Source organism: Scytonema hofmannii PCC 7110 (assembly GCF_000346485.2).
Classification (GTDB): Bacteria; Cyanobacteriota; Cyanobacteriia; order Cyanobacteriales; family Nostocaceae; genus Scytonema; species Scytonema hofmannii.
Window position 1 is genome coordinate 6,066,917 of the sequence record NZ_KQ976354.1, and the last position, 25,115, is coordinate 6,092,031.

Genomic DNA, 25,115 nt, shown 5'->3' on the forward strand with positions numbered 1-25,115 from the left:
TAGTTACTCTGATTAACTGCGTTATGCTGTTAAGCCTAATTTTGCCAACACGGGTTTTGTTGAAACAATGTGCCTTTGCAAACCCAGTTCTTTTGGACTTACCCCAACAGCCAAAGCAATTAACTGAGGCAAATGCAGAACAGGTAACCCCAACTTTTGTCCAATAACCTTTTCCACCTCTGGCTGACGAGAATCTAAATTAAGGTGACACAAAGGACAAGGTGTAACCATACAATCAGCACCAGCGTCTATGGCTTCTTGAATGTGCATCCCTGCCATTTTAAAAGATTGCTCGGTAGCATAACTTGCAAGCGGCCAACCACAACATTGGGTTCGTCCCTTGTAATATATTGGCGTAGCCTGTAGTACGCGAAACACGTTTTCCATTCCCTCTGGTTGGAAGGGGTCATCGTAGGGCATTGACTTTTGAGCACGGAGAAGGTAACAGCCGTAAAAAGCAGCACACTTTAGTCCTGTTAACTTGTGAGTCACTCGCTTTTTAATTTCCTCTAAACCGTAATCTTTAATTAAGGCGTAAAGGAGATGCTTCACTTCCGTTGAACCACGGTAAGGGGAGCAGCCTTCTTTACAAAGAAAGCCATTCACTTGTTCAACGTATGCTGGATCTGTCTCTTGGCATTCTTTTAAACGTTCGTCAACATGACCAATGACACCCTGGCAAGTACTGCAATGGGTTAATAGTGGTAAGTTTAATTCTTCTGCAAGAGCAATATTACGGGCATTAACAGTATCTTCTAGCAGTTGAGAATCTTCCTTAAAGGTACCAGACCCGCAGCAAGAAGCTTTTTTTAGTTCTACAAGTTCAATATCCAGTGCTTTACTAAGGGCAACTGTAGATTGGTGAAGCTCGCGGCAAGCTCCTTGAGCAACACATCCGGGGTAGTAAGCGTATCTCAGAGTATAGGTTAGCATAGTATCTTGGTAACAAAGAGGAATTGACCCTCGTCAATCATCCATAACTGTTTTATCATCGCTTTTAGTGTCGATCGCAAATTTGTACGTACATAGATTAAAAAAATGCACATACTCAAACAAAATTTCGTAAGAATTACAAAAGAGAGTTTTTTACGAGGTCTATGCGTCCACACTTTCCGATAATATAAATATGCTCAAAATCACATCCCCCGAAAGATTGGATTATAGCAACTGGTTGAGGAATTTTATCTATGAGTCAAACGGAAATTTTTGAAAAAGTCAAGAAAATCGTTGCAGATCAGCTGAGTGTTGATATCGAAAGTATTTCACCACAGTCTAATTTTGCCAACGATTTGGGCGCTGACTCTCTTGATACTGTTGAATTAGTAATGGCTTTGGAAGAAGAGTTCGATATCGAAATTCCAGACGAAGCTGCCGAAAAGATTACAACTGTTCAAGAGGCAGTGGAGTACATCAACAACAAAGTTGCTGCATCCGCGTAAAAGAGGGAGTGGGGAGTGGGGAGTAGGGAATAGGGAATGGGAATAGGGACAAGGGAGACAAGGAAGAAGTACTACCCCCTACCTCCTACCCCCTACCTTCCACCCCCCCACTCCCCACTCCCCACTCCCCACTCCCCACTCCCTATCAAGAGCCATCTAACTACCGACATGACTGATTTTATACGTAAACGCGTTGTTGTAACTGGTGTTGGCGCGATTACACCGATTGGTAATACACCAGATGAATATTGGGAAGGATTAATCACTGGGCGCAACGGTATTGGTGAAATAACCCTGTTTGACGCATCACACCATGATTGTCGCATCGCTGGTGAGGTCAAAAATTTTGACCCCCATGATTATATGGAGCGCAAGGAAGCTAAGCGCATGGAGCGCTTTTCTCAATTGGGCGTAGCGGCTTCAAAACAGGCTCTTGCCGACGCGAAATTTGTTATCAATGACCTGAATGCAGAACAGGTAGGCATCATCATCGGTTCTGGCATTGGTGGTATCAAAGTGATGGAAGAGCAGCAAACAATCTATCTGAACCGGGGTCCAGATCGCTGTAGCCCATTTATGGTACCGATGATGATCGCCAACATGGCAGCAGGATTGACAGCAATACACACTGGTGCTAGAGGACCTAACTCCTGTTCTGTCACAGCCTGTGCAGCCGGCTCAAATGCTATTGGCGATGCTTTTCGTTTGGTTCAAGGGGGATACGTCCAAGCCATGATTTGTGGGGGATGTGAAGCAGCAGTTACACCCTTATCTATAGCAGGATTTGCCGCAGCTAGGACGCTTTCTACGCGCAATGATGACCCCACTCGCGCTAGTCGCCCGTTTGATAAAGACCGCGATGGGTTTGTGATGGGTGAAGGTGCGGGCATTCTTATCTTAGAAGAACTGCAGCATGCTTTAAGTCGGGGCGCTCGTATTTATGCGGAAATAATTGGCTATGGCATGACCTGCGACGCATACCACATGACCTCTCCAGTACCTGGTGGAGAAGGAGCAGCAAGAGCGATTCAACTGGCGCTTAAGGATTCAGGGCTTACCCCAGAGCGAGTGAGCTATATCAACGCTCATGGCACGAGCACCCCAATAAACGATCCAACGGAAACCGCAGCAATTAAACGGGCTTTGGGTGACCATGCATACAAGGTAGCATTAAGTTCTACGAAGTCAATGACAGGTCATCTGTTGGGTGGTTCGGGTGGTATTGAAGCAGTTGCAACAGTTTTGGCGATCGCTAACAACAGAATTCCACCAACGATCAATCTGGAAAATCCAGACGAAGGGTGTGACTTAGATTACGTTCCCAACACCAGCCGCGCTGCGAATGTCGAAGTAGCACTGTCCAACTCTTTTGGTTTTGGCGGTCACAATGTGACATTAGCCTTTAAAAAATACGACTAAAGTGGGAAATTTGAAATTTGGAAGCCAAGCCACACAGCAAAATATCGGGTATTGGCTTACTTTGGGTATAGGGTAACATATCTAAATATTCATGAGCATTTGCTCACAATGAGGGTATGAAATTAATTCTATCCCAATGCCCAAAACAGCTAATTCCGTCGGTTCAGCAACCGATAATAATGGGAATCCCCCGTAAAATTAATTCAAATATCCCGATCAAAAATCCCAAAATCTGCCGCTTGTCCCTTAACAAGCACCAATGGGATGATAAAGTTACCAGTTACCAGTGACCAGTTCCGTTGGTAACTGATAATCCGTCACTGGTCACTGATTGAAAGAGTGCTAACCCGTCGTAAAAACGAGAGATTATGGCTGTTGCAACCCAAACCCTCGAAGAACTTTGTATTAACTCAATCCGCTTTCTGGCAATTGATGCTGTCGAAAAGGCAAAGTCCGGTCACCCAGGACTGCCAATGGGCGCTGCGCCAATGGCGTTTGTTCTGTGGGACCGCTTTTTGCGGTTTAATCCCAAAAATCCCAAGTGGTTTAACCGCGATCGCTTTGTCCTGTCCGCAGGTCACGGCTGTATGTTGCAGTATGCCCTACTCCATTTGACCGGTTACGACAGCGTAACAATCGACGACATCAAACAGTTCCGCCAGTGGGGTTCTAAAACACCCGGTCACCCAGAAAACTTTGAAACAGAAGGGGTGGAAGTCACCACAGGACCCTTGGGACAGGGAATTGCCAATGCAGTTGGATTGGCGATCGCAGAAGCACATCTTGCCGGAAAGTTTAACAAACCCGATACCACACTTGTTGACCACTACACTTATGTAATTGTAGGTGATGGTTGTAACATGGAAGGAGTTTCAGGCGAAGCTTGTTCCTTAGCGGGTCACTTAGGATTGGGCAAGTTGATTGCTCTGTATGACGACAATCACATCTCCATCGACGGTTCAACTGATGTTTCTTTCACAGAAGATGTAGGTAAGCGCTTTGAAGCTTACGGTTGGCACGTGCAGCACGTTCAAGACGGTAACAGCGACCTCGAAGCTATTGCCAAAGCAATTGAAGCAGCTAAAGCTGTGACCGATAAACCTTCTTTCATTAAAATCACCACCACCATCGGTTACGGTTCGCCCAATAAGCAAAACACCGCAGGCGTTCACGGTGCAGCCCTCGGTGCTGATGAAATTAAACTCACTCGTGAAAACTTAGGTTGGGAACACGAACCCTTTGTTGTTCCAGAAGATGCTCTCAAGCACTTCCGTAAAGCAGTTGAGCGTGGTGCTCAACTAGAAACAGATTGGAACAAAATCTGGGCAGACTATAAAGCCAAGTATGCTGAAGACGCCGCCGAATTTGAGCGGTTGTTAAGTAACAAACTCCCAGAAGGTTGGGAAAAAACACTGCCTATCTATAAAGCTGAAGATAAAGCAGTTGCGACCCGCAAAACTTCTGAAGTTACCCTAAATGCCCTTGCACCTGCTTTACCAGAGTTGATTGGTGGTTCTGCTGACCTCACCCACTCCAACTTAACTTACTTAAAAGTATCCGGTGATTTCCAAAAAGGTCAATACCACAACCGCAACCTCCGTTTTGGAGTGCGCGAGCATGGCATGGGATCGATTTGTAACGGTATTGCCCTGCACGGTTCTGGATTAATTCCCTACTGTGCGACTTTCCTCGTCTTTGCCGACTATATGCGAGCAGCAATTCGTTTGTCAGCACTGTCACAGGCTGGGGTCATTTACGTAATGACTCACGACTCCCTAGCTTTAGGAGAAGATGGTCCTACCCACCAACCAGTAGAAACCATTGCTTCCTTGCGAGCAATTCCCAACCTGATCGTCTACCGTCCTGCAGATGGAAACGAAACCTCAGGTGCTTACAAAGTTGCAGTTGAACAAGCAAATCAACACCGTCCGACCCTACTTGCTTTCTCACGGCAAAATTTGCCTCAATTACCAGGAAGCAGTATTGAGAAAACAGCAAAGGGTGGTTACATCGTTGATGGAGATGAGAACGAAACACCCGATATTATCCTCATCGGTACTGGTAGCGAAGTACACCTTTGTGTCGAAGCTGCTCAGAAACTGAGAGAAGCAGGTAAAAAAGTGCGTGTTGTCTCCCTACCTTCCTGGGAAATCTTTGAAGAGCAACCAGCAGATTACCGCGAATCCGTACTACCGAAAGCTATTACCAAGCGGTTAGCTGTAGAAGCGGCTTCTAGCTTTGGTTGGGCGCGTTACCTTAGCAGCGAAGGCGCGATGATTAGTGTTGAGCGTTTTGGTGTTTCTGCTCCTGGCGGTATTGCCATGGAGAAGTTTGGCTACACAGTTGATAACGTGTTGGCTAAAGCAAAAGAATTGTTGGGTTAATTGGCAACAGACTATTTTCTTAATTTCTTTAAGGGTGGGTAATACCTGCCCTTTTTTTATAGATATCAGTTATTACTATTCATAGTTCCCTGTTTACTGTTTACTGGTAACTATTCACTGTTCACTGTTCACTGATAATGGTTCACTCTACCCTTGTAGCAACACTCTATGTTGACCCAGTGATGGGAAATGATGCCAATTCTGGAACACGGTCAAACCCCTACCGAAGTCTGACCCGTGCTTTAAAGGAAACGACATCAGCCAAAATGATTCAGCTTGCATCCGGAACTTATAGCACTGCAAGTGGTGAAGCGTTTCCCCTTGTCATTCCAGATGGGGTAATGGTGTTAGGGAACGAAGCAACGAAAGGGAAAGGTATTTTGATTTCCGGAAGTGGTGAGTATCACAGCCAAGGTTTTGGTACGCAAAATATTACATTGCTTTTACTGGGTGATGCTCAATTAATAGGTGTGACAGTCACAAATCCCATGGCAAAGGGAACTGGTGTCTGGATTGAATCTACTTCTCCAACTTTGGCTAACAACACCTTTACTAAGTGCGGACGCGAAGGGGTGTTTGTGAGTGAGACTGCCAAACCAGCGATTTTGGATAACGTCTTTGTGCAAAATACAATTAGTGGTTTGGTCATGGCACGCCATAGCAAGGGGGAAGTGCTGCGAAATGTTTTGCAAAAAAATGCTTTGGGGATAGCAATTAGCGATTTGGCTGCTCCTTTCGTAGCTTATAATAAAGTATCAGAAAACCGTACAGGAATAGCTTTCTCACGAAGTGCAAGTCCCGTGTTGCGTCACAATCTTATAGAAAAGAATATTCAAGATGGTTTATTGGTGAATGGTGAGGCAAGTCCCGATTTAGGCAGTACTCAAGACCCCGCAGGTAATATTTTTCGTGATAACGGTCAATTTGATGTTCGTAATGTAACTTCTAAAAAGTTAATTTCAGTGGGGAATCAGTTGTTCCCTACTAAAGTACAAGGACTTGTTGAGTTTGCGACACATACGGAAAATACTGTAAAAGCAGTATTATTTAAGACAAAATTTACAGATATGGCTGGACATTGGGCAACAGCTTTTGTAGAAGCGTTGTTTAGCAAAAAGTTGATAAGTCCTTTTCCTGATGGCACTTTCCAACCAGATGCGCCCATAACTCGCGCTCAATACGCTGCTTTGGTAGCAGGTGCTTTTCATCCTGTTACCAAACGCCAAGTTCCTGAATTTACAGATATTTCAAAAGATTATTGGGCTTATGATGCCATTCGCGTTGCAGCGCAGTCCGGTTTTGTGAGTGGCTTTAGCAATCTGACCTTTCGACCAGAGCAATATGTCTTGAGATTGCAGGCGATCGTTTCCTTAGTAAGTGGGCTTTCCCTGTCGGCAACATTTAGCGAAGACTTGGTTAATTATAGCGATCGCAATACCATTCCCAAAGCGGCTCTGACTGCAGTTGCGACCGCAACACAAAATAAAATTATTGTTAATTTTCCCGATCCCAACCTCATTCAAGTGAATCGAGAAGCAACACGAGCCGAAGTAGCCGCGATGGTTTACCAGGCATTGGTAGCAATCGGAACAGTTCCTGCTATTCATTCGCCTTATATCGTCTCTCTTCCCATAATGGAAGTAGAATAAAAGCACCTGTTGATTGACTGGGGAACTCTTGACAAACAAAACTGTAGCTAAAAATACGACAGGCTATGAGAGGGGAGCAAAATTTATGTCTATTGCCTGCAATCGATAGCGAGATGTTTACAGCAAACCCGCCGGAAACTTCTGCCGACTTAGCAGTAGCTTTATTAATTCATTATAGTTTTGACCTGAGTGGCTACAGCGCCATTGAGCTTGTGGAACTTTGGCAAAAGCAATACCCAAGCAACTGGTTGCACTTAGCAGCGATCGAAGCACTGTATCAAGGTCGATATAAAGCAATTTCAGTGCAGCAAATATTAACTTGCTGGCAAAGGAGAGGACAAGTCATTTTCCATTTCAACATGGAATTTGAACGTTTGATTTGCAGCAAATTTCCCCAAAGCCTAACTGCACTTCCCAGACTATCCCCAGTTACTGCGTTCACTTCAGGATATGAGGAAAAGTTCCCCCTGGTTGCAGAGTCATTGCCTCAGACAGATTTGTCATCACAGATACCTGATGTTGGGGCGATCTCCGAGGAAACAAATGGAGTCAACGCATCTATTGACTTGACGCCGGGACAGGAAGAAATTTCACAATCTTGCCCAGAGGAGATAGTCCCAGTTACGACTAACAATCCGCCTATCGGTCAATTTACTCCAGAAACACGGGCAGGTTCTGAGTCTTTTACATCAAAATTGAAAGCAATTTCCCATGAAAAACCGCCTTCCAGAAGATTGCTGTCCGGACGAGGTGTGCGAGCGAGTTTGGTATAATTTTTATTAGTAAAGGCAATTTAACTGTATTGATGAGAATTAACTCTATTCTGCAAAGTAATGGTGAGGCCTGATACAACTGCAATTAATTCATCAGGATCAAATGGTTTCGCTAGATGGTTCGTAATTGTATTGAGGGAAAATTTGGTGAGCCAGCGCGTTGGGCGGGTTCCCCGACTTGAAGCGACTGAGATTCTTCCCTTTCCACCAATAACGAGGGCTACCACACTAGAGACAAACCTTATTATGTTTGCGCTCCTTAATTTGCTTAAGCGCTAGTTGGGTTGCTGCTAACTTCTCAGCAACTCCACAAACTTTACCTGTGGTAATTTTACCTTTCCCGCCTCCAACAAATCGCAACACCAAAAGGATAAAAATCAGTCCATCTATTGTTAATAGTCCTTCTGGATTACTGAATTGTTTGAACAAGCCACCTAAATCAATTGAAGAACGTGGAATTGGCGATCCTGTTTGTGATTTAGTAATTGTAGGTTGATTTAATGCCTGATTTAACAAAAATTTATAATGAAAACTCATAAATCTGATTAAAGTCGTTGTTCAATGTTCAACTATCTTGAATCGCTATTTGTAGCTACAAACTACTCAAAATAGACAAGTCAGGTTAACAACGATACAAACAGTTTGGTTCTGTCAAGAGACGGATTATAAGCTAGTCAAATGTAGGCGTTGCAGTAGGTATCGGCCAAGGAGTCGGGGTTGGACTTGAATTATTAGTCAGTGAACCGGGACAATCACCGGAGCGTTTATCTTCATAAGCTGCAACAGAGACAAATTTGTAGGAAGTACTAGAACTGTTAGTGCAAACAATTTTCACAAGTTCTACTTTAGGATTCTTGCGATCGCCCGACGGCAAAAACTCAATATCACCAGAAGCTCCAGTAATTTTCAATTTTCCTGAGGAGAGAGCCTGTTGTATTCCACTTCGAGTCAGATTGCTCTGAATTGCCGCAATCAAAGCCTGTGTTGCATCATAGGCAAGGGCAGTTCGCCAGTTCACTATAGCACCTTCACCCCAAAGCTTCTGAGATTTACTGACAAAGTTTCGATTGGGAGCTCTATCAATATGCCAAAAAGCTGCTACCACCATCCCAACTGCTGTGTCTCCAACTTTCAAAGTGTCTGGGGTGTAAACATCATCTCCTGCTAAAATATTGAGGTTCTTCCCCTTGGCAGACCTAATCACTTCCAGCGCTTTTGGTAAAGTACTCGTATCGGCGGCTAACATTAGTACTTGGGTACCTTTATCAATGGCCTGTTTTACACTCAAAGCGGCATTAAAATTCTGCTCATACAAATCATACCAATTAACTTCACGCACCTGTCCTTTTGCATTTAAATCAGAATTTTTGAAATCACACTTCTGTTCTTTTGCATCTACAACAGCATTCCTGAACTCACACGCAAGTGACTTACTGTAGTTACTATTAGAATTGTAAAAAATTGTTACATTATTATTTTTATTTAAATTTTGGAACATATAATTCTTTAATGCTTGTGCAGTATCACTATCACTGGGAACTGTGCGGAAAATATACGGTTTAGAGTTTTTTGAAGGGTGAAAATTTTTTGTAAGGTCAACAGAAGTACTGATGGGAGTAATGGCTACAAGTTTTTCGGATGTATAAATATCTTTTGCTGCTATGGTGACACCACTAGCGTAGTGACCGACTACACCTAATACATCAGAATTATTTGCCAAGGCTGTAGCAACTTGTTTAGCAACTTTTGGATCATTATCGTCCGATGCGATCGCTACCTTCAAACGTGCTTGACTACGTCCTCTTGTTGAATTAAATTCATTTTGAGCTTGGGCTACCCCACGTAAAATTTCTAAAGAATTATTATAATTTTCTAAAGAATTATTTTTCTCTTTAAGAAGGGGTACAGATACAGCAATGGTGTAGCTTTCTGCAGTGCCAATTTCGGCGTTGTTAGAGAAAATACGTGCTTCTGGATCGTTAAGAAACTCGTTCAGCGATTTATCTAAATAAGTCTGTGCTTGCTGCCAGTCCTTCTCTTTTATCCTGTTCATCCCATCTGTTTTATTCGAGGAAGGCTTTCCTGGAATTAAACTTTTCTCACCAAAACTAATGCGTTCTTCAGCTACCCAACGTTGACCAGACCACAATGTACCAAAGCACAATAATCCCAATAAGAGCACGGAAACCAAAAAAAGAGCAATCCAAGCAAATGTTATGCGCCATTCTGCCATGTATTATTTTCCTTTAAAAATTTCACGATTGCTACTTCTAGGTCTACAAAATTCATTCACGAGGTGAAATAGGATGCTTAAGCGTTCGACCTCGCCAAGTCCAACCCCAACCCGTCTCAGTCTTAATCACTGAAGCAATGGCAATGACTGCAACCAGTAGACCTCCCAAACCATGCAGCCACCAGTATTTTGGAGAGCTACGAAATGCTTGTGCTGTTAGTGTCCGCAAATTGTACTGGAGGAGAATAGCAATCAAAGCTAGACAAATTGCCAGCAAGTCAACCGTTTTCCAACCAATTAAAAAACTTTTACTAAACACAATGACTAATACTAGCCAAGGAATCACATAAATATTTAGCATTAGCAGAGCTAGGGATACCATTAGCCACAAGCTTCTTTGGGCACCCGAGTACAAAACTTTAGTCCAACCTTCCCAAAGTGATGCCCAAGAGCGGTACATCCTTAATTTTGCTAAATTTGCTCCTAAGAAGTGTTGCAACTTCAAACCACTCTCTTTAATGCGTCGAGCCAAAGCTACATCCTCAGCAACACAGCTTGCAACTGCTTGATGTCCTCCTATTTTCTCGTAAGATGAGCGTTGAAACAGCATAAAAGGTCCTGCTGCAAAAGCTGTTTTGGTTTTAGGGTCTTTTACTGCCACAGAGTTCAAAGAAATCAGCAGATTAATAAACATTAGTGGCTGTACCAACCACTCTACTAAAGACCCACAAACTACTGCTGGTATACAATTTAATAAGTCTATTTGTTTTGATTCCGCTGCTTGAACCACTGTTTCAATTGCTCTTGGCTTCAGTCGGACATCAGCATCAATGAAGAGCAAGAATTCTCCAAAAGCTCGTTTAGCAGCTTGAGTACAAGCCCAGTTTTTACCCGTCCACACTTGTTCCGCTGGTCGGGGTTTTCCTGGCAAAATTTTCAGCCGTGAATCACTGAGATTTTTTTTAAGGGTGTTGAGAATTGTTAGGGTATTATCAGTAGATTGGTCATCTACTACCCAAAGTTCAAACTTGTCAACTAATAAACTTGTGCTATACAAAATAGATATAACGCAATCTTGGATATTATCTGCCTCGTTATAGGCTGGAACAATCACTGAAACTTTGGGAAATCCAGAATTAAGAAAATTCTCAGATAATATATCTCTTGATAGACATAGTTGCGGTATCTCGACCATTGCCTGTCGTAAATAACGTAAGTAAGTAATCAAACTAAGCAGAGAAGAAAATAGAACTAAGAGTATAACCATATTTCCATAACCTCATATCTTCCAACAACATTTTAAAAGGAACGAACACTAAAGTTTACTTACTTTTTTTGATAATCAACGAAATGATCTAGCAGCATTTTGTGTCTAAACCTATAGCTACCACCAGTTTGTATTAAGAAACCTTGTTTTGCAGCGTTGTTGAGGAAACTGGCATAGTTCCAAGGAATTTTGTTGTCTAGCCAAAAGACAACACGAAGAACGAAGTGCTTAATGCAAACTAAACCTGAATTTCCTCCATTAATTAGTCCACAAGGTTTAATATTACAGGAATCGGAAGGTTGTCGTTTTCACTAGCACGTTTAATTAGCTCACTGGTCAGTTCCCCTAGAATTGTAGTCTTACCCGACCCAGGTTCACCCAGGATAAGCAGAGTTCTCCTGTCATGCATTTCGTTGTCAAAGATGTTAATAATCTTAGTATCGGGAAGTAGGTTTATTGGCGGCTCACGTCCTTCCCCTTCCAAAAGCTCTTTCTCTTGGAGAGTCTTGACTCTTGATAGTTCTAAATCTAGGGCGATCAACTCCTTTTTAATAAGTTTATTCTTTATGTTAATAAATGGGTCAACTCTAGACTTAGAGACGTTGTTAAGTAATTGTTGACGTTGTTTTAAACTAATAATTGAACTGTTTTTTGTAATTAAGCTATTGTTTGAATTACAAACTTCTTCCTTAATAGATACTAAATCATTTTCAAATTCTCCTTCCCTGACCTCACTTTCAAGTTTTTGACAAAGCTGACAAAGAGATTCTTTTTTCTTTTGATTAAACAAATAATTAATGAGTTCTTCGGCAAAAGATTCATCAGACCCTCTATTTAAAAAAGGTAGACTACTTGGACTCAAGTTAATTTCTGTACATAATGCTCTTCTTTCTCCCTCTTGTATGCATACGCTTCTTACCAATATGTTTTTAAGTTTTCTTTTAAGATCTTCGTTTCTTGTGGTTGGAAACATATCGCTTTGTAAGGCTTGTGTTTTACTAATCGCACTAATTACAGTTGAGACTTGCTTTAACAAATGCCAAATCGTCTGTCTGCTCTCCTTCGGGGAATACAGACTCAAGTTGTTGACAAAGTTTACAAAGAGCTTGTTTTCTACCTACTCTATGTAAATAGTTAACTAGCTCTGTGGTAAAGCTATCATCGGATGTTAACGTTAAAAAAGAAAGCTTACCTGGTTGAATTCCAATTGTTTCACACAGTCCTCTTCTTTCTGAAAATATAGCCAGATTACTAAGTTGCAAGAGTTCTATAAGTATTTGTATTGGTTCCTTTTGCTTCTTACTAACCATATTAAAATCTAATTCCAGTTTTTTCAAGGATTCTGTAATGTTATCCCAGCGAATGACATAACTTTCATTACTATTACTAGACTGAATAACCCCCACTACACCACTTAAATTATCAGCTAGAACAGGTCCACCGCTAGTTCCTGAGTCTACTGGAGCATTAATTCTATAAGCTTCAAAAGTGGAAGTAGGCTCTGGTAGTTTATTCCAAGAATTAGTTAATGTTATGTCTTTATACTTATAAGTAGAGAGAGTCTTAACAGAAGCACTTTTACGAATATTTTGAGCAGGAAAATCAAAGCCATCTGGAAAATTTGAAGCTCTTTCTTGAGGAAACCCATAAACTGTAACCGACGTTGATACATCTTGTGGATTGATAATCGGAACAGCTTTTGCACCAGAAAGACTTATCTTAAGAATGGCAATATCAACGTCTGGATTTGAAAGGGCTTCACACCACTGTACGTCATCGTAAACTTGTCCCTGATACTCTACTTTCAATGAACTTAAACGATAGATGACATGATGGCAGGTAATAAAATAGCCATCAGAGCGGATGATAAATCCAGAACCAGCAGTATTTGTAGTATTCTGTGTATCAGGATTGATAATTTTTACCATTGATTTTTTGAGTTCATCAATGTCATAACTCATTTTTATAGTCTCCTTTCAGATTCATAGCGATTTTCAATGCAATGCATTACAGTTTTGATTTTCTTGTGAGACAGATGTATTGCCTTTTCTAGGCTGCTCACTCCACCTCACAAGAACTGTATTTAAGACAACTAAGAATTGTTAGAGTTCTGTTTGTTATTGCTTAAGTTCCATTCAATAGTGACCTTGACATTAGCTTGTGCTGTCCCTTTCGCCACCCAAGGAATCCCCGCTTCTCCTCCCATCTGTAAACCAAATTCCAATGTCACTTTATTTGGGTTTGTGAGACCATTCATACCTTGCTGTACGCTATCAAGTAATATTTGCGAATAACCGTTTACCGTAGTAACTAATGATTCTTTAAACCGCTCTGTTCTTTTGGCAATATCTTCGATGGGGTCTGGAGCACCCACAGCTTGTAACTGAGTACTTTCTTCTACATCGTACTGTATGTAAATTTCAGAACCGTTAGGAGCGAATATTGTTGTTATAGCCATAAGTGGAGTTCTCCTTGATGAAGTCTTTTTAGAAATAAGTTAACAAGGTACTCTGACGCAACTGATTTTACTAGTAACGTTACTATTGCATCTTATTTAGTAGTAGCTTCTTACCTCTTAGCCTTAATTGTTAGCAGTTCATAGCTTCATGTGCTACCTTTTCAAACGGTGTTTTGCTTTATTAATACCACACGGTTTCTATTATAGATTCCGCAATTGAATCATTAAAATTTATAGTTATTGTTTCGACTTATGAGTAATGCATAACTCCATAAAAGAGATTTTTTGTTATTTTAAATACAAAATTTTCCTCTCACAGTAATGGAGACTCACGCATTGACAAAAGTGCGATTGTATGAATTACCCAGCTTGATTTGCTTAGAAGTTTAGCATTTCAGTCAACTTTTCTCAAATCTTATTAGGGTAATTTAAACTACGAATAAAAGAACGTATTACTTGACGTTTAGATTCTTGTTTGTCTGAGCAATAACTTTCTAATAGGTTATATTCACTTTCCGGCACTTCTACTGTGAGTCTTTTGATTGGCTCTGTTAGTACTTTTCTTGGCATAATTGGCATAATATACATGACTTTCATGTAGTGATAGAGCTCATTTTCGCATGACTAGTTAAAAAATCTAACTAAAGAGAGTAACTATCATAAAAATCTATCTAAAGATAGATAGCAAAATTGCTCATTTTCAAATTCATAAATAATATAATTAGGTGCAAGTAAAAACAACTTATGCAGTGTAAGTCAGTAGTGGAATTATGCGGCTACATCTGTAATCATTTTGCGGAACCGCAAAAATCTTTAAAGCGGTAGCTGTGGTGACGAAAATGAGGTATATTCCAAAGCCTAAAAAAGATCCCCCAGAACCGCTATGGTACTGGGGAAATCTTTTTTGTAACACTAGAACATTTTTGTTGAAAGTGGCAAAAGTTTGTGTTCTAGGCAAAAATGGCAAAATTTGTCTAGGCTTCACTTCTGGCGAAGGTATTGTCAGTAAATCAGAACTTCGTAAGCTGCGTTGCGAGAAGAAATTAAAAAAGGTGTCGAACAAGCAGACCAAGGTTTGTTTTCTACTAAGACCATTGATGAAATTAAGGCGGAGGGTCGCCGCCGTTTGCTCGAGCAGCAGGCATCACAATGATAGTAATTAAAAAAATAAATTTTTATACAGAAAAATATAAAATTTACGTAAGTGCTGGAGCGATGTTAACATACAAAACAGCGTAGTTCATGACGACTACTTGACATATGTCCGATACTCCTAACTCACCTACAACCCGTAAGTCCAGTACAACTGAGCATACAATATCGTTTGGCGATCGCCAGATCCGCTACACGGCAATAGCTGAGTGGCAAACCTTGTTCGAGCAGGAAAAACCTGTTGCCGAAATGTTCCATGTGGCTTATCTAGCTGAGGCTGAAGAAGCATCGCAAAGACCGCTCACCTTCGTCTTCAATGGTGGACCGGGTGCAGCTTCTGCTTATCTGCACATGGGAGCATTGGGTCCGAAGCGGATTTATTTCGCAGAGTGTGGTAGCTTACCCAAACCTCCCGTTCGGTTGGTAGACAATGCCGAAAGTTGGCTGAGCTTTACGGACTTGGTATTCATCGATCCCATAGGTACGGGCTTTAGTCGCAGTATACCTCAAGACAAAGATACTCAGGGTAAAGACAGCGAGAAAGCCAAGCCTCAAGAGGAAAATAAACCCAAGGACAAAGAATTTTGGGCAGTTGAGCGAGACTTAAAAGCACTCGGAGAGTTCATCCAACGATTTCTCTCGCAAAAGAAGCGGTGGCTGTCTCCCATCTTTATCGCAGGAGAAAGTTACGGTGGCTTTCGAGTTGCCAGATTAGCCCACAAGCTACAGCAGGAATTTGGTGTTGGTCTTTCCGGTGCCATTTTGATTTCTCCAGCTTTGGAATTCAGTCTGCTTGAAGGTAGCGATTATAACCTCACATCTTGGGCATCTGTGATTCCTTCCTTCGCCGCCACCGCCGCCCATCACGATCGCGCTCAATGGGCGGGAGAACCAGGAAATTTACAAGCTCACATGGCGGCTGCAGAACAATTTGCTCGCACAACTCTGATTCCATTTTTGGCAATGGGAGATGCTGTGACATCTGAGGAACGCCAGAGGACATATCAGCAGCTCGCAGGGTTAATCGGTTTGCCTGTAACACTTGTTGAGAGACACGCAGGAAGGATCGGGATTGAAGTCTTTGCAAGGGAACTGTTGCGCGATCGCCAACGGATTGTGGGACTGTATGATGCTTCGATAACGGCGATCGATCCTTTTCCTGACCGTGTAAATTATGAGGGAACCGATCCCACCCTTGGTGGATTGGATCGCTTGTTTACGGGAGCTATTAACAGTCATTTACGGGATACCTTGGGTGTTGAAACCGACTTGTCTTACCATCTCTTGAACTTTGAAGTATTTAAAGCTTGGAAATTTGAAATTCAAGGCGAGTTTAAGCAGGGCTTTCTAGGGTCGGTGGACGATTTGCGGGTGGGGATGGCTTTAAATCCTTATATGCGGGTATACATCACTCATGGATTTTTTGATTTGGTAACTCCTTATTTCTCCTCTAACCATTTAGCAGATTTGATGAAATTAGATCCGGAGATTCGCTCTAATCTGACTCTAAAACATTTTCAGGGTGGGCATATGTTCTACACTTGGGATGAATCTCGCGCTTCGTGGTTTGCCCATATAAAAGCTTTTTATCAGGATGCAACGGCTTGACGTATTGTTCAGGAGAAGCCGTTGAAAATTCTGGTTCTAATCAACCTTGAGTAGTAATTTGGATGACCAGACATTAGCTTTATCTCCAGTCTTCCCAATTTTTAATAATTAGAAAATATGCATTTTGGGAGACTCTTAATTTTGCTCAATTAAACGAGCAAACTGGCTACTAGAAAGGAACGTATATTTTTGCTTACGTCTGAAAAAGAATCACTTTGTCGAAATTCAAACAGATATTTGGCGGGAAATGAAAGATTTGGGATTGTCACCTGGTGTCTCCTTATTCTTAGCGGGTGTAAAAGTGACAAAAACTCAAGGTTTTTTTAGCTTTAATGTTGCCTGTAAGTGGAAACGTAAAATCTTAGGAGTAGCGCCAGAAGAAGGATGGTTTATTTTAACGAATTTAGAAACTTTAAACCAAGCGTTCGCGTAGCGGCGGCTTCCGCATCGCTGCCTATAAAAAAAAGATTTGCTCTGGAAGAAATGTTCCGGGATTTTCAAAGTGGTGGCTAGAATTTAGAAGATACTAACGTTTCCGACAAAGGATTTGGCAGTACCAAAGACGGAGATTGCTCTCTTGCGTTCAAGAAAATTAGCAACCGGGATAATTATGAATCGCATCGCATTAGTAAACGATTAGTCCAATTTGCACACAAGCATGGTGCAACGGTCATAGTATTTGAATGTCTGACCAACCTTAAACCAGACAAAACAAAATATAGCCGTCGCTCAAATCAAAAACGTGCTTATTGGCTCAAATCTAAAATCGTTAAACGGACGCGATACAAAGCTTTCCAAATGTATGGAATTCTTACCTCTTTGGTCAGTCCTAAAAATACTAGTAGAGAGTGCGGATACTGTCAAGCTAAGGTTTCTAGAATTGAGATGACTGTTTCAAACACCAGGGCGGAAATACTTAATCTATCAATTGTTAGAACCCGTAGCGGTCAAGTCTTCTATATTAATGGCACTCCCAATTACCTCTGTTCAAGCAACATTAAGCATCAAGGAAATGCTGACTTGAACGCCTCCAGAAATGTCGGGTTAAAGTTCTTACGTAGATACTTTGAAAACCCGAAAATAATGACGAAAAGCCTCGTGAATGGTACCTCCGGACAGGGAACCATTCCATCGGTCGCCTGAAAAGGCGGGGTTAGGTTAAAATCCATCGTTGCTAAGCGGCTCTTAGCTTTGATTTTAACTCAGGGTTAGTGGCGCTACCCATCTGGTTCTAACGATTTGAAACCTCGTACTGGTAGAGAGCAAGCCTCTCAAACACTGGGGATGGCGGATTCAATGAGCCAGAGAAACGGCAGGAAAGTAAGATTTAAGCCGATTATTCGGAATTATCCCAATTTCCCGCGTCACACTCAGAGCCGAATGGCACTAAGAAAAGGCAGAGGAGAGAGGGTTTAAGCTCTCTACTTTCTCTCCCATGAAAGGCAAACCTATGCCCGACGTTCGAGCCTTTCAGCGATCCACACCTTAATGATGCTTTGTCGGGTAACGCCAAGCCGCCGTGCTTCATAGTCCAGCGCTTCAATCATCCATACGGGGAAATCGACATTGACCCGTTTCTGCTCGTGAGCGGGACGCCGTGCTTGGGACATATCCAAAAACTCGGTCACGTCCTCTCCCGCATCGAACCGTTGGTCAAATTCATCTGCCTTCATACAGTGCCACCTCTTCTCTTCGTGCTCGCCTTACGGAGATGATTCGCACCCGCCCTTCTCGGTAGGTGATGACTGCCGACCAGTGCTTTTCCCCGATCTTCCCTATCACCAAAAATCTCGGTTCTTCAGTGCGTGCCGGAATCTCTATCCGATCCACGTCCTCCCACAGCACTTGTGCCTTGTCGAAGTCGATACCTTGCTTTTCCTTGTTCGTCTGGCTCTTTTGAGGGTCGAACTCGAACTCCATAGACGTATTTATATAGATATAATATCTTTTTTATACTAAAAAAACCCTTTATCGTGTATTGGCATTGAGCCTATAGCCTTGTAAAATCATGCAAGATGATCTGAAAAGACTTACTCTGTCTAGGTTTTAAGCCAAAAACCCAGTTTTTTGCAAAACGTACAACCTGTAACCCTTATTTTTCGTTGAGAAACCGGTCAACTACTTTTTGATCGCCCACAAGCGAATTGCCAACCAAGTCAACACAGCTGCTGCGATCGCTGCACTAATACCATATATAAATGGAATAGCTGGATCGAACCACCAAGGTTTTGGTGTGGGATTTCCCAGATATTTGCTCAGGACAATACTGACCGGATCTGTGTTACCTTCTCCTAGTTTTTCTAAAGATGCAACCATCGAACCTGCAGTCAATCCCACACCAATAATAGCAACAGTGTTTTGAAAATTCTGAGCGCTTTGTGCGCGATCTACTTCTACCTCAGCTCTGATAAAATTGACTGCTATCTGTAACATTTCCAAGCCTTTCCTCAGATTATGATAATCTTTTTGTAATTGCCGCACGTATTTTTCTTGTACTTGCTGACTAAATTTGTTTAAAAACTCTAAATCGCTTTGAATCCCCTTGGCTGTTGAGTTTTCTAATATAGTCTTCAAACGCTGAGAATAATTATATAAATTGACTTCAATAGTATTAGATTGATAATCTAGATAATTTAAATCAATTGTATATTGAGAAAATAAATACTCGGCTTTATCTAAATTTTTCTGGAGTTGCTTTAAGGTGATTTTATCTGATTCTTTTTTTCTGACTAGGGAGATATAATCTTGAACATCAATAAAATCTTTTTTCAAATATGTCTTGATTTTTCGGCTTTCATTATACGCCCAAATTATTTTATTTCTGTAGCACAATAATCGCAGCCAATCATCAATCAAATCACTCGATTTTTCGGCTGTGATTTCATCAGGATAAATAATAATGATAACATGATGGTTATCCTCAATTCTATCTTCAATAGTTGCAGGAGTTTCTAAATTTCTAAAATTGGATTGCCGCAATTCAAAAATCTTTCCTCCAAAAATAGCACCTTTTCCCTGCAAGTTCTTCTGCCAATTAGCGTTGGAAATTAGAGTTTGATAGCATTCCCGAGCAATACTTTCAGAATTTTCGTTCTTAGTTGTCTTTGGCATGATACCAGAAATTAACCAAGTTTCACCTAAATTGGCTCTCTGGTAGTTTATGCTTTGGAAAATTAGGTTTCGTAAAATTTTAATGCTACTAATTGGATAAGGAGAAGTTTTATCTGCAACTGAACAATCAACTAATAGCCCATAAGTATCGCTCAGCCGTACTGGATAGTAATATCCTTCATAATCTTGAGATTTTAAATCTAAAGGTGTAATTTGTTCTTCACCAAGTAATTCTACAAACTCAGCTTCCGATTCAATTTGGAACTCCTCGTCTTTCTTGAGAATTGGAAAGTGAATATTGGTTGGTAGTTTTTGAAAGAACGACTGACGATTTTCTCCCACTTTCGAGGTACTTTGCCCGAGTGCATCTCGCAAGTCATAAAGAAACAAATCGATAGTGGGATAAACTAGATGAGCCATGAAATAGGTAAATGTAAGTTAGGTAGCTGCTTTCATATTCTTCTGAAGACGCTCAAGAAAGCTAAGTTGCTTAGCTTTTTCAGATGGCTCATCACTTCTCAAAATGGGGACAACAATATCGTTGACAATTTCATTATCACTGCCAGACTTAGGCAACTTAGTTGGTTTATAACCGCGTACTTCACGCTTACTATCAATTGCTAGTTCCTTCTCTAGCTCTCCCTTGTTGGGTAATAAGGAAGCTAAAAGATGGCTATCCATGAGATCCAGCTTAGCTTTCGTCGCTTGATAGCACTGATATAAAGAAATATTTGACGAAATTAGCTTCATCAAGCGTTCTTGAATATCATTCCAGCGTTGGGGAAAGTCGAGAGCAAGCTGCTCTCCAATCGTTTCTAATTCAGTGTTTTCCGAAGAGTTTAAAGTAACATTTAAGTCTTTCAAAGAAAGTAGCAGAGCCAGTAGTGTTGTATTAGCAGACATAAGTATAATAGTATCAAGAATAAAAAAATATTAAAGCTTTGACTAAAAAAGGTAAGATCGCCATCCCTTATGGAGATACATAAATAATAATCAGGATTCCGGAAGATGCAAGAATTAATAGAGTAATTGTATGGTTGGCAGACAAAGAAAAGATTTCGACACGCCCTAAAAACTCAGTGTTTCTCTGTAAAAATTTGTATAGCAATCCTAAATCATTTATCAACAATTTTAAGTACTGTAGGGTGGGCAATGCCCACAACCAAGTCTTTTGGTGGGCTTTAGCCCTACCTACGTGTATTTTACAAATCAAATAGGATTGCCATATCAAAATATATTAAATGTCACCTTAAATTTACTTTGCCATGAAGCGGGAAGCCCTAGTCATTGGTATTAATCGTTACCCTTATATGAAGAATCTCTCGCAACCAGCAAAGGATGCAGAGGCGATCGCACGACTTCTAGAGGATTTTGGCGACTTTGAGGTGCATCGCTTACCTCATAAGATAGGGAAACGGGAAGTCAATTCCAAAGAATTACTGCAGAAACAAGAACTAGAAGAAGCGATTAAAAGGCTTTTTCAACCCAAGGGTAACATAATTGCTAACACGGCATTGCTGTATTTTGCAGGACATGGTTTGCTCAAGCGAGAGAGTGATGAGACACAAGGTTTTTTGGCTACAAGTGAAGCAGATCCAAAGTGTGAAAGATGGGGCTTTTCACTGAAAGATTTACGAGAAATTTTAGCAAGCAGTCCGGTGAAGCAGCAGATTGTTTGGCTCGATAGCTGTTACAGTGGCGATTTATTGAATTTTACAGAGATAAATTTATCGGAAGCGCAAAAAAGACGCGATCGCTGTTTCATTGCTGCATCTCGGGATTTTGAGTTAGCATACGGTACCGAGGGTGGAGAATATGGAGAACTGACAAGCGCTCTCCTACAAGGACTCGACCCCAAACACAGAGAAGATGGCTGGGTGACGAATTACACCCTCGCAGATTTCGTAAGACAGGCAATGAAGAAAACTGCCCCACAACTTCCTGTTTTTAGCAATACAGGTAGCGCAATTATCCTCACTGGCATAAAGGGAGTTCGGGGTAAAATTTGTCCTTACAAAGGATTGGAATATTTCGATTTCAATCCGGAAGCCCCAGAACAAGCAAAAGACCCGAATTTTTTCTACGGGCGAGCGCAATTAACTTCACAACTCTTAGAACAGGTGCAGAAGAGCAATTTTCTGGCAGTGCTTGGAGCATCTGGAAGTGGCAAATCTTCTGTTGTGAGAGCAGGGTTACTCTATCAACTGTACTTAGGGGAGCGCATACCAGGTAGCGAGCAATGGCAAATCTACAAACCATTTACCCCTGGTGAGTCTCCGCTTCAAAGTTTAGCAGGGGTTTTGTTAAAGCCAACAATCACCCCAGAAGATTTCATCAGGCAGATTGCAAATGTTCAAGCGCCTCGCGTGGTGCTAACCATCGATCAATTTGAAGAAATGTTTACCTTGTGCCAAAATAATGACGAGCGACAAGAGTTTTTTGAATGCTTGATAAATGCAATCAATCGGTTAGGGAATAAACTTTGCCTTGTACTAGTTATGCGATCGGATTTCCAAGGCAACTGTGCAGAACAGGAATATGGCGGATTGGTGACAAAGATCGATCAAAATCTGGTGAGAGTTATGCCAATGAAGCCGGAAGAGTTGAGGGAAGCCATTACAAAACCAGCAGAACTTGCAGGTATAGCGATTGAGAACTCACTGGTAGAGAAGATGATTGCGGATGTGAAAGGAGAAGCTGGAGGCTTACCTCTGTTACAATATGCACTGACAGAACTTTGGAAAAAGCAACCATTAAACCGATGGACTCTCTCAGATTATTATGACATCGGTGGTGTGGAAAAGGCATTGGAAAAACGAGCTGATGAAGTTTATGAATCTCTTTCAGAAGAAGAACAGTTGGTTGCCAAGCGGATATTTTTAGAACTTACTTATTTAGGTGATGTTGCAAACACCCGCAGACGGATATACAAACACGATTTAGCCAGCAAACAGCCGACAGACGATCTTCTTTTGGAAAAGGTGATTCAAAAGTTAGCTGCACCAGAGACGCGATTGATCGCCACAGATGAAGCGTCAAAACCTGGTGATGCTATTTTGGATATTGCTCATGAAGCCCTCATTCGCCATTGGCAAAAGCTGCACGACTGGTTAAGAGAGTACCGAGCAGCAATGGAGATAGAACGTAAGATAGAATTAGAAGCTAAAGAATGGACAAGAAGAGGCAAGCCGGAAAATTATCTTCTTCAAGAAGCGAGATTGGTGGAAGCAGAAGATTATTTGGAAAATCACCTTCACCTGGGATTATTGGATAGTTTAGCTTTAGAATTTATTGAAGAGAGTCGAAAAAAACGCGAGATCGAGCAACAAGAAAAAGAAAGGGTGGCTTTTTTAGAACGCACACTTGCGGAGAAAGAGCAGGCGCTGATTGAGGCGACACTGCCAGAGCAAGCAGAAAGAGTTTTGAGTTTGCTACCGAATCAACCTTCAGAAGCTCTCAAGCGATCGATAGAGTTAATGGGTGAGAATTTAGAGAAATTACCAGATAAGATTCTCAGTTCAATTCAAGCCAATTTACTCACTGTCATGAACTCTGTGCGAGTGTCAAACAGATGCTGGGGACATGAGGGATCTGTGGTCTGTTGCGATCGCCACCGATAGGAATATAGTTGTCAGTGGTAGTGATGACGGTACAATTCGGTTGTGGGATGGCATCGGCAATCCTATCGGCAAACCATTACGCGGGCATTTAGGTTATGTCAGTTCTGTGGCCATTAGTGGCGATGGTAACACGATTGTCAGTGGCAGTCAAGATGGCACGGTACGCCTGTGGGATATTGGTGGTAATTCTGTGGGCAAACCATTGCTTGGGCATCACGGTTCTGTGAGAACTGTTGCTATTAGTGCTGATGGCAAAACGATTGTTAGTGGCGGCGATGACAAAGTCGTGCGTTTTTGGGATGGTGCGGGTAATGCTAAGTGCAAACCGTTGCGCGGGCATAAGGATTATGTCAAGAAAGTGACTGTTAGCGATGATGGTAAGACAATCGTTAGCGTTGGTGCTGATGACACAGTCCGCGTGTGGGATAAGAGTGGTAAACTGGTTGGCGAACCTTTAAGAGGGTATAAAGATCCTGTCATATCTGTTATTTTTGACAAAAATAAAAATATATTTATTGTAACTGGTAGTCAGGATGGCACAGTACGCTTGTGAGACATTGGTGGTAATCCTGTGGCCAAACCCTTGCGGGGACACGAGGCTTACGTCAATGCTGTTGCTACGAGTACTGATGACCAACTCATTGTGACTGGTAGTGCTGATAACACAGTGCGCTTGTGGGATATCTCTGGCAATCCTATTGGTATGCCATTATACGGGCATGAGTCTTTTGTCAATGCTGTTGCTATTAGTACTGATGGTAAGATAATCGTCAGTGGCAGTGATGATAAAACGGTGCGGTTGTGGGATATCTCTGGCAACTCTATTGGCGAACCTTTACGCGGGCATCAGGATTGTGTGAATGCTGTTGCTATTCATGGCGATCGCAAGATAATTATTAGTGGAAGTGCTGACAGCACCATACGTTTGTGGAATAACAAAGGTCATCTTATCGGCAATCCCTTGCGCGGACATCAGAATGAGATTAATGCCGTCGCTATTAGCAGTAATGGTAAGATAATTGTCAGTGGTAGTACTGATAGGACGCTCTGCTTGTGGGATATTTCTGGCAATCCCATCGGTAAACTCCTACACGGACACGAACGTTCTGTAAATTCTGTGGCGATGAGTGCTAGAGGCAAAATAATTGTCAGTGGCAGTGATGACAAAACAATACGCTTGTGGAGTCGTATCGGTCAACCTGTTGGCAAACCGTTGCGCGGACACAAAGGTTATGTCAAATCTGTTGCTATTAGCACGGATGGTCAGATAATTGTCAGTGGTGGTGCTGATGGTACGGTACGCTTATGGGATGGTGCAGGCAACCCTATTAGTATATCTTTAAACGGGCATGAAGATATTGTCAATGCTGTTGCCATTAGTACTGAGAGTCAGATAATTGTCAGTGGGAGTGCTGATGGTACGGTGCGCTTGTGGGACAGTGTTGGTAACTCTATTGGCAAACCCTTACGCGGACATGAGAGTTCTGTGATGTCCGTTGCCATTAGTAGCGATCGCAAGATGATTGTGAGTGGAGGGGCTGATGGTACGGTACGTCTGTGGGACACGGCTGGTAACTCTCTTGGCGAACCATTATACGGACATGAAGGTTCTGTGATATCCGTTGCTATGAGTACCAATGGCAAGACAATTGTGAGTGGAGGCTCCGACGGTGTAGTGCGCTTATGGCAGGGCGGTTGGAGGGCATGGTTGGAAGTGTGCTGTAGGCGTTTAATGTATCATCTTATTTCGGAAAATCCAGAAATAGACGTTATTAAATACACTTGTGGTGTTAACTTGGAAAAGACGTTGAGCAACACAGATTTAGCACTGATTCTGATTAGGCAAGGTAACGATTTAGCTCGACTAAGAAATTTTGACCTAGCAATTGTCAAGTTTCAACAAGCTGTTGGACTCGCTCCTACCCTCAACCTCAATCCTGAAATTGCAGTGCAGCAGTGGCAGCATTAAATCCATATTAGGAGAAAATATTTTTTGATAAAT

The 25,115-nt window shown here is 41.9% G+C and carries 22 protein-coding genes and 1 pseudogene; 12 read left to right on the plus strand and 11 right to left on the minus strand.

Annotation, left to right across the window (positions count from 1 at the left end; genetic code table 11):
• Positions 1-21: 21 nt before the first annotated feature.
• Positions 22-933 (minus strand): CoB--CoM heterodisulfide reductase iron-sulfur subunit B family protein, encoded by a 912-nt coding sequence (locus WA1_RS25260; protein ID WP_017739735.1) that lies wholly within the window; start codon positions 931-933, stop codon positions 22-24.
• Positions 934-1,187: 254 nt separating this feature from the next.
• On the opposite strand from WA1_RS25260, the gene acpP reads away from it, so the two are divergent.
• The 5 genes from acpP (at position 1,188) to WA1_RS25285 (ending at position 7,664) form a co-directional block, all read left to right on the plus strand.
• A complete protein-coding gene (gene acpP / locus WA1_RS25265; RefSeq protein ID WP_017739734.1) occupies positions 1,188-1,439 on the plus strand; it encodes an acyl carrier protein in 252 nt (83 codons plus the stop codon).
• Between the two features lie 168 nt (positions 1,440-1,607).
• On the plus strand, positions 1,608-2,858 hold the full coding sequence (gene fabF, locus WA1_RS25270) for a beta-ketoacyl-ACP synthase II (RefSeq protein ID WP_017739733.1): 1,251 nt from the start codon (positions 1,608-1,610) through the stop codon (positions 2,856-2,858).
• 368 nt (positions 2,859-3,226) lie between these two features.
• The gene (gene tkt / locus WA1_RS25275) at positions 3,227-5,242 is read left to right on the plus strand and encodes a transketolase (protein ID WP_017739732.1); all 2,016 of its coding nucleotides are present in this window, start codon (positions 3,227-3,229) and stop codon (positions 5,240-5,242) included.
• Between the two features lie 137 nt (positions 5,243-5,379).
• The gene (locus WA1_RS25280) at positions 5,380-6,891 is read left to right on the plus strand and encodes a DUF1565 domain-containing protein (protein WP_017739731.1); all 1,512 of its coding nucleotides are present in this window, start codon (positions 5,380-5,382) and stop codon (positions 6,889-6,891) included.
• A 65-nt stretch (positions 6,892-6,956) separates the two neighbouring features.
• Entirely contained in the window at positions 6,957-7,664 is a 708-nt protein-coding gene (locus WA1_RS25285) for a hypothetical protein (protein ID WP_033334396.1), read from the plus strand.
• Between the two features lie 228 nt (positions 7,665-7,892).
• Here WA1_RS25285 and WA1_RS25295 read toward each other — a convergent pair whose 3' ends face one another.
• The 6 genes from WA1_RS25295 to WA1_RS25320 all read right to left on the minus strand — a co-directional run bounded on the left by WA1_RS25295 (position 7,893) and on the right by WA1_RS25320 (position 13,622).
• Positions 7,893-8,201, minus strand: a complete 309-nt coding sequence (locus WA1_RS25295) for a hypothetical protein (protein WP_017739728.1) — start codon at positions 8,199-8,201, stop codon at positions 7,893-7,895.
• A 133-nt stretch (positions 8,202-8,334) separates the two neighbouring features.
• A complete protein-coding gene (locus WA1_RS25300; protein WP_017739727.1) occupies positions 8,335-9,897 on the minus strand; it encodes an ABC transporter substrate-binding protein in 1,563 nt (520 codons plus the stop codon).
• A 52-nt stretch (positions 9,898-9,949) separates the two neighbouring features.
• Positions 9,950-11,164 (minus strand): glycosyltransferase family 2 protein, encoded by a 1,215-nt coding sequence (locus WA1_RS25305; protein ID WP_017739726.1) that lies wholly within the window; start codon positions 11,162-11,164, stop codon positions 9,950-9,952.
• A 262-nt stretch (positions 11,165-11,426) separates the two neighbouring features.
• A complete protein-coding gene (locus tag WA1_RS25310; RefSeq protein WP_017739725.1) occupies positions 11,427-12,200 on the minus strand; it encodes a hypothetical protein in 774 nt (257 codons plus the stop codon).
• The gene (locus WA1_RS25315; protein WP_017739724.1) at positions 12,172-13,125 is read right to left on the minus strand and encodes a S1 family peptidase; all 954 of its coding nucleotides are present in this window, start codon (positions 13,123-13,125) and stop codon (positions 12,172-12,174) included. Before WA1_RS25315 ends, WA1_RS25310 begins: the two co-directional genes overlap by 29 nt.
• A gap of 131 nt (positions 13,126-13,256) precedes the next feature.
• Positions 13,257-13,622, minus strand: coding sequence for a CU044_2847 family protein (locus tag WA1_RS25320; protein WP_017739723.1), 366 nt, complete (start codon positions 13,620-13,622; stop codon positions 13,257-13,259).
• Positions 13,623-14,652: 1,030 nt separating this feature from the next.
• Here WA1_RS25320 and WA1_RS60215 point away from each other — a divergent pair.
• From WA1_RS60215 to WA1_RS61815, 4 genes and pseudogenes are all read left to right on the plus strand, one after another.
• Complete coding sequence (locus tag WA1_RS60215) at positions 14,653-14,775, plus strand: hypothetical protein (RefSeq protein WP_017739720.1); 123 nt, start codon at positions 14,653-14,655, stop codon at positions 14,773-14,775.
• A gap of 107 nt (positions 14,776-14,882) precedes the next feature.
• The gene (locus WA1_RS25335; protein ID WP_017739718.1) at positions 14,883-16,382 is read left to right on the plus strand and encodes a S10 family peptidase; all 1,500 of its coding nucleotides are present in this window, start codon (positions 14,883-14,885) and stop codon (positions 16,380-16,382) included.
• Positions 16,383-16,431: 49 nt separating this feature from the next.
• Positions 16,432-16,892: pseudogene (locus tag WA1_RS60220) on the plus strand (transposase family protein); the annotation flags it as partial.
• Positions 16,893-16,973: 81 nt separating this feature from the next.
• A complete protein-coding gene (locus tag WA1_RS61815) occupies positions 16,974-17,525 on the plus strand; it encodes an IS200/IS605 family accessory protein TnpB-related protein (protein WP_081402940.1) in 552 nt (183 codons plus the stop codon).
• Positions 17,526-17,830: 305 nt separating this feature from the next.
• Here the strand turns inward: WA1_RS61815 and brnA are convergent, their stop codons facing one another.
• The 4 genes from brnA to WA1_RS25360 all read right to left on the minus strand — a co-directional run bounded on the left by brnA (position 17,831) and on the right by WA1_RS25360 (position 20,396).
• Positions 17,831-18,055, minus strand: coding sequence for a type II toxin-antitoxin system BrnA family antitoxin (gene brnA, locus WA1_RS25345; RefSeq protein ID WP_017739716.1), 225 nt, complete (start codon positions 18,053-18,055; stop codon positions 17,831-17,833).
• Positions 18,042-18,302, minus strand: a complete 261-nt coding sequence (locus tag WA1_RS25350) for a BrnT family toxin (protein WP_017739715.1) — start codon at positions 18,300-18,302, stop codon at positions 18,042-18,044. Before WA1_RS25350 ends, brnA begins: the two co-directional genes overlap by 14 nt.
• A 198-nt stretch (positions 18,303-18,500) precedes the next feature.
• Positions 18,501-19,913: a hypothetical protein gene (locus WA1_RS25355; protein WP_017739714.1), complete on the minus strand. Its 1,413-nt coding sequence runs from the start codon at positions 19,911-19,913 to the stop codon at positions 18,501-18,503.
• 18 nt (positions 19,914-19,931) lie between these two features.
• Positions 19,932-20,396 carry a hypothetical protein gene (locus tag WA1_RS25360; RefSeq protein WP_017739713.1) on the minus strand — a complete coding sequence of 155 codons (465 nt, stop codon included), beginning with the start codon at positions 20,394-20,396 and terminating at the stop codon, positions 19,932-19,934.
• A gap of 362 nt (positions 20,397-20,758) precedes the next feature.
• Between WA1_RS25360 and WA1_RS25365 the strand changes: the two genes are divergently transcribed.
• Genes WA1_RS25365 through WA1_RS25375 form a run of 3 tightly spaced genes read left to right on the plus strand, consistent with a single transcriptional unit; the run spans position 20,759 to position 25,082 of the window.
• Positions 20,759-23,113 carry an nSTAND1 domain-containing NTPase gene (locus tag WA1_RS25365; protein WP_017739712.1) on the plus strand — a complete coding sequence of 785 codons (2,355 nt, stop codon included), beginning with the start codon at positions 20,759-20,761 and terminating at the stop codon, positions 23,111-23,113.
• Positions 23,076-23,666 carry a WD40 repeat domain-containing protein gene (locus WA1_RS25370; RefSeq protein ID WP_017739711.1) on the plus strand — a complete coding sequence of 197 codons (591 nt, stop codon included), beginning with the start codon at positions 23,076-23,078 and terminating at the stop codon, positions 23,664-23,666. The genes WA1_RS25365 and WA1_RS25370 overlap by 38 nt, the downstream gene beginning before the upstream one ends.
• A gap of 18 nt (positions 23,667-23,684) precedes the next feature.
• Positions 23,685-25,082 (plus strand): WD40 repeat domain-containing protein, encoded by a 1,398-nt coding sequence (locus WA1_RS25375; protein ID WP_017739710.1) that lies wholly within the window; start codon positions 23,685-23,687, stop codon positions 25,080-25,082.
• Positions 25,083-25,115: the final 33 nt, after the last annotated feature.